The organism is Delftia sp. S65, assembly GCF_016516495.1.
Lineage (GTDB): Bacteria > Pseudomonadota > Gammaproteobacteria > Burkholderiales > Burkholderiaceae_C > Comamonas > Comamonas acidovorans.
In genome coordinates this window covers 1-211 of sequence record NZ_JACVUR010000137.1, presented here as the reverse complement: position 1 = coordinate 211, position 211 = coordinate 1, and the positions used below count along the sequence as shown (strand labels likewise).

1 pseudogene is annotated in these 211 nt (G+C 70.1%); it reads right to left on the bottom strand.

Annotation, left to right across the window (positions count from 1 at the left end):
* A pseudogene (locus IAE24_RS30150) lies at positions 1–211 on the bottom strand (electron transfer flavoprotein subunit alpha/FixB family protein); the annotation flags it as partial.

Sequence of the window (211 nt, the reverse complement as noted above, 5' to 3'; positions counted from 1 at the left end):
GTTCTTGCCGCTGGCGGTGGCGGGGAACAGGATGTGGCTGTAGTTCGAAGCGATTGCCAGCACCTGGGCCGCAATGTTCTCGGCCAGGCCGTCCTTCAGGCTGGCGCCGTCGGCGTGGATGACCTTGGCAACGCCGGCGATCTGGGCCGCAGCCTGCGCGGCGGCGCCGGCATTCTCGCCCGCCACCAGCACATGCACGTCGCCGCCGCAG